The sequence below is a fragment of the Arthrobacter sp. Y3223065 genome (genome assembly GCF_059090885.1).
In genome coordinates this window covers 1-5,587 of the sequence record NZ_JBNHGC010000010.1, presented here as the reverse complement: position 1 = coordinate 5,587, position 5,587 = coordinate 1, and the positions used below count along the sequence as shown (strand labels likewise).

Sequence of the window (5,587 nt, the reverse complement as noted above, 5' to 3'; positions counted from 1 at the left end):
TTTATTGGTTGAAAGTGCCGTGGCGTGCCGCCCCTGTGGTGTGTCGCGGTTTTATCAGCCTGGTTTGAATTTAGTGCAGTGTCTTCGGTCGTTTTCCCGGCCGTTGGTGCTGTGTCTGTTTGAAACATTAACGGAGAGTTTGATCCTGGCTCAGGACGAACGCTGGCGGCGTGCTTAACACATGCAAGTCGAACGATGATCCGGTGCTTGCACCGGTGATTAGTGGCGAACGGGTGAGTAACACGTGAGTAACCTGCCCTTGACTCTGGGATAAGCCTGGGAAACCGGGTCTAATACCGGATATGACCTGTCACCGCATGGTGGTGGGTGGAAAGATTTTTCGGTCATGGATGGACTCGCGGCCTATCAGCTTGTTGGTGGGGTAATGGCCTACCAAGGCGACGACGGGTAGCCGGCCTGAGAGGGTGACCGGCCACACTGGGACTGAGACACGGCCCAGACTCCTACGGGAGGCAGCAGTGGGGAATATTGCACAATGGGCGAAAGCCTGATGCAGCGACGCCGCGTGAGGGATGAATGCCTTCGGGTTGTAAACCTCTTTCAGCAGGGAAGAAGCGAAAGTGACGGTACCTGCAGAAGAAGCGCCGGCTAACTACGTGCCAGCAGCCGCGGTAATACGTAGGGCGCAAGCGTTGTCCGGAATTATTGGGCGTAAAGAGCTCGTAGGCGGTTTGTCGCGTCTGCTGTGAAAGCCCGGGGCTCAACCCCGGGTCTGCAGTGGGTACGGGCAGACTAGAGTGCAGTAGGGGAGACTGGAATTCCTGGTGTAGCGGTGAAATGCGCAGATATCAGGAGGAACACCGATGGCGAAGGCAGGTCTCTGGGCTGTAACTGACGCTGAGGAGCGAAAGCATGGGGAGCGAACAGGATTAGATACCCTGGTAGTCCATGCCGTAAACGTTGGGCACTAGGTGTGGGGGACATTCCACGTTTTCCGCGCCGTAGCTAACGCATTAAGTGCCCCGCCTGGGGAGTACGGCCGCAAGGCTAAAACTCAAAGGAATTGACGGGGGCCCGCACAAGCGGCGGAGCATGCGGATTAATTCGATGCAACGCGAAGAACCTTACCAAGGCTTGACATGGGCCGGATCGGGCTGGAAACAGTCCTTCCCTTCGGGGCCGGTTCACAGGTGGTGCATGGTTGTCGTCAGCTCGTGTCGTGAGATGTTGGGTTAAGTCCCGCAACGAGCGCAACCCTCGTTCCATGTTGCCAGCGCGTAATGGCGGGGACTCATGGGAGACTGCCGGGGTCAACTCGGAGGAAGGTGGGGACGACGTCAAATCATCATGCCCCTTATGTCTTGGGCTTCACGCATGCTACAATGGCCGGTACAATGGGTTGCGATACTGTGAGGTGGAGCTAATCCCAAAAAGCCGGTCTCAGTTCGGATTGGGGTCTGCAACTCGACCCCATGAAGTCGGAGTCGCTAGTAATCGCAGATCAGCAACGCTGCGGTGAATACGTTCCCGGGCCTTGTACACACCGCCCGTCAAGTCACGAAAGTTGGTAACACCCGAAGCCGGTGGCCTAACCCCTTGTGGGGGGGAGCCGTCGAAGGTGGGACCGGCGATTGGGACTAAGTCGTAACAAGGTAGCCGTACCGGAAGGTGCGGCTGGATCACCTCCTTTCTAAGGAGCTTCCTCAGACTGTTCCGGCCCGTCATAGTGCGGGTTGGGTGGTTTGCAGGGCAAGCCCGTTGCGGACACGCATGTTGTCCGGCGGGTGCTCATGGGTGGAATATCAACGGATTCGGTGTCTTTCGCGGTTGGCCGCATGCCAGTACGGTGCCCTTTGGGGTGTTTGGAACGTGTGTGGTTGGTTTCGCGGGGGATGTCTTTTGGCACACTGTTGGGTCCTGAGGCAACAGGACCTTATTCTTGCAGCGATGTGAGGAGAGGGGGCCTGGTTGGTTCCTCTTGTTCCCGCGCTTTCCGCGCCGGCTGCCCTTTGGGGTGGCGGGCAGGGGGTGACGGGGTTGTTGTTTGAGAACTACATAGTGGACGCGAGCATCTTAAAGCAATTTTTTTGATGAACCTGGTGGCCGGCTGTCTTTTGATGGTTGGTTGTCCTGGTTCTCTCGAATAGCTGATTTTGATCTTTGTGGTCAAGTTTTTAAGAGCACACGGTGGATGCCTTGGCATCAGGAGCCGAAGAAGGACGTGGGAATCTGCGATAAGCCTGGGGGAGTTGATAACCGAACGGTGATCCCAGGATGTCCGAATGGGGAAACCCCGCCCGGCGCGCGAGTGACCGGGTGACCCGTACCTGAACACATAGGGTGCGTGGAGGGAACGCGGGGAAGTGAAACATCTCAGTACCCGCAGGAAGAGAAAACAACAGTGATTCCGTCAGTAGTGGCGAGCGAACGCGGAAGAGGCCAAACCGGTCCATGTGTGATAGCCGGCGGGCGTTGCATGGCCGGGGTTGCGGGACTTTCCGCTGCTGTTCTGCCGGACAGCGAAAGTGAGTGCGTGCGTATAGGTGAACGGTCTTGAAAGGCCGGCCGGAGAAGGTGTAAGCCCTGTAACCGTAATGCGTGACGCCGCTTGGAGAGTATCCCAAGTAGCACGGGGCCCGAGAAATCCCGTGCGAATCTGCCAGGACCACCTGGTAAGCCTGAATACTACCTGATGACCGATAGCGGACAAGTACCGTGAGGGAAAGGTGAAAAGTACCCCGGGAGGGGAGTGAAACAGTACCTGAAACCGTGTGCTTACAATCCGTCGGAGCAGCCTTGTAGCTGTGACGGCGTGCCTTTTGAAGAATGAGCCTGCGAGTTAGTGTTACGTCGCGAGGTTAACCCGTGTGGGGAAGCCGTAGCGAAAGCGAGTCTGAATAGGGCGATGCAGTGGCGTGATCTAGACCCGAAGCGGAGTGATCTACCCATGGCCAGGTTGAAGCGCGTGTAAGAGCGCGTGGAGGACCGAACCCACTTCAGTTGAAAATGGAGGGGATGAGCTGTGGGTAGGGGTGAAAGGCCAATCAAACTCCGTGATAGCTGGTTCTCCCCGAAATGCATTTAGGTGCAGCGTTGCGTGTTTCTTGCCGGAGGTAGAGCTACTGGATGGCCGATGGGCCCTACAAGGTTACTGACGTCAGCCAAACTCCGAATGCCGGCAAGTGAGAGCGCAGCAGTGAGACTGTGGGGGATAAGCTTCATAGTCGAGAGGGAAACAGCCCAGACCACCAACTAAGGCCCCTAAGCGTGTGCTAAGTGGAAAAGGATGTGGAGTTGCCCAGACAACCAGGAGGTTGGCTTAGAAGCAGCCACCCTTGAAAGAGTGCGTAATAGCTCACTGGTCAAGTGATTCCGCGCCGACAATGTAGCGGGGCTCAAGTACACCGCCGAAGTTGTGGCATCAGCGTATTATCCAAGCCTTCGTGGTTCAGGAGCGCTGGTGGGTAGGGGAGCGTCGTGTGGGCAGTGAAGCTGCGGCGGAAGCCAGTGGTGGAGCCTACACGAGTGAGAATGCAGGCATGAGTAGCGAAAGACGGGTGGGAAACCCGTCCGCCGAATGATCAAGGGTTCCAGGGTCAAGCTAATCTGCCCTGGGTAAGTCGGGACCTAAGGCGAGGCCGACAGGCGTAGTCGATGGACAACGGGTTGATATTCCCGTACCGGCGAAAAACCGCCCATGCCAAACCGGTGATGCTAACCGCCCAAACCGTTCATCCGTGCCCTTCGGGGCCAGTATGGGCGGGGCGCGCGGGACCCGATCCGGGGAGGTAAGCGTATTAACAGGTGTGACGCAGGAAGGTAGCCGAGCCGGGCGATGGTAGTCCCGGTCCAAGGATGTAGGGTGAACGGTTGGCAAATCCGCCGTTCGTGAAGCCTGAGACCTGACGGGACCCCCGTATGGGGGGATTCGGTGATCCTATGCTGCCGAGAAAAGCATCGACGCGAGGTTTTAGCCGCCCGTACCCCAAACCGACACAGGTGATCAGGTAGAGAATACCAAGGCGATCGAGAGAATTATGGTTAAGGAACTCGGCAAAATGCCCCCGTAACTTCGGGAGAAGGGGGGCCCGGACCGTGAAGAAGCCTTGCGCTTCGGAGCGGGTAAGGGCCGCAGAGACCAGGGGGAAGCGACTGTTTACTAAAAACACAGGTCCGTGCGAAGTCGCAAGACGATGTATACGGACTGACTCCTGCCCGGTGCTGGAAGGTTAAGAGGACCTGTTAGCCCTTCGGGGCGAAGCGGAGAATTTAAGCCCCAGTAAACGGCGGTGGTAACTATAACCATCCTAAGGTAGCGAAATTCCTTGTCGGGTAAGTTCCGACCTGCACGAATGGAGTAACGACTTCCCCGCTGTCTCAACCATAAACTCGGCGAAATTGCACTACGAGTAAAGATGCTCGTTACGCGCAGCAGGACGGAAAGACCCCGAGACCTTTACTATAGTTTGGTATTGGTGTTCGGTGTGGCTTGTGTAGGATAGGTGGGAGACTTTGAAGCCCGGACGCCAGTTCGGGTGGAGTCATCGTTGAAATACCACTCTGGTCACTCTGGACATCTAACTTCGGCCCGTAATCCGGGTCAGGGACAGTGCCTGATGGGTAGTTTAACTGGGGCGGTTGCCTCCTAAAGAGTAACGGAGGCGCCCAAAGGTTCCCTCAGCCTGGTTGGCAATCAGGTGGCGAGTGTAAGTGCACAAGGGAGCTTGACTGTGAGAGAGACATCTCGAGCAGGGACGAAAGTCGGGACTAGTGATCCGGCGGCACATTGTGGAATGGCCGTCGCTCAACGGATAAAAGGTACCTCGGGGATAACAGGCTGATCTTGCCCAAGAGTCCATATCGACGGCATGGTTTGGCACCTCGATGTCGGCTCGTCGCATCCTGGGGCTGGAGTAGGTCCCAAGGGTTGGGCTGTTCGCCCATTAAAGCGGTACGCGAGCTGGGTTTAGAACGTCGTGAGACAGTTCGGTCCCTATCCGCTGCGCGCGCAGGAAATTTGAGAAGGTCTGTCCTTAGTACGAGAGGACCGGGACGGACGAACCTCTGGTGTGTCAGTTGTACTGCCAAGTGCACCGCTGATTAGCTACGTTCGGATTGGATAACCGCTGAAAGCATCTAAGCGGGAAGCCGGCTTCAAGATGAGATTTCCATCCCCTTCGGGGGGAGAGGACCCCAGCCAGACCACTGGGTTGATAGGCCGGATGTGGAAGCGAGGACAAAAGACTCGTGAAGCTGACCGGTACTAATAGTCCGACAACTTACACCACACCACCCCTTGGGGTGGGTGATCAAAACATGCTACGCGTCCGCTATGTGGTTCCCAGACAACAACCGTTTGTCCCGGGAACAGATAATTGAATACAGTTCCAAGCACATGCTTGTAACCGACAGGTTTGCCGCCGCCCCCCGGGGTTGGCGTGCACGAAGGGTTACGGCGGTCATAGCGTGGGGGAAACGCCCGGTCCCATTCCGAACCCGGAAGCTAAGGCCCACAGCGCCGATGGTACTGCACTCGGGAGGGTGTGGGAGAGTAGGTCGCCGCCGGACATTCTTTGAACACGGGAAGGCCCCGCCAACGATGGCGGGGCCTTCCCGCGTTTAACCA

3 rRNA genes are annotated in these 5,587 nt (G+C 57.1%); all 3 read left to right on the top strand.

Annotated features, from left to right (window positions below):
• The first annotated feature begins 127 nt into the window (after window positions 1-127).
• The 3 genes from AC5RUK_RS17370 (at window position 128) to rrf (ending at window position 5,529) form a co-directional block, all read left to right on the top strand.
• Window positions 128-1,651: ribosomal RNA gene (locus AC5RUK_RS17370) — 16S ribosomal RNA — on the top strand.
• A 474-nt stretch (window positions 1,652-2,125) separates the two neighbouring features.
• Window positions 2,126-5,249: ribosomal RNA gene (locus tag AC5RUK_RS17365) — 23S ribosomal RNA — on the top strand.
• Window positions 5,250-5,412: 163 nt separating this feature from the next.
• Window positions 5,413-5,529 (top strand): 5S ribosomal RNA (rrf, locus tag AC5RUK_RS17360).
• The 16S, 23S and 5S rRNA genes sit together here, the layout of an rRNA operon.
• The last annotated feature ends 58 nt before the right edge of the window (window positions 5,530-5,587 follow it).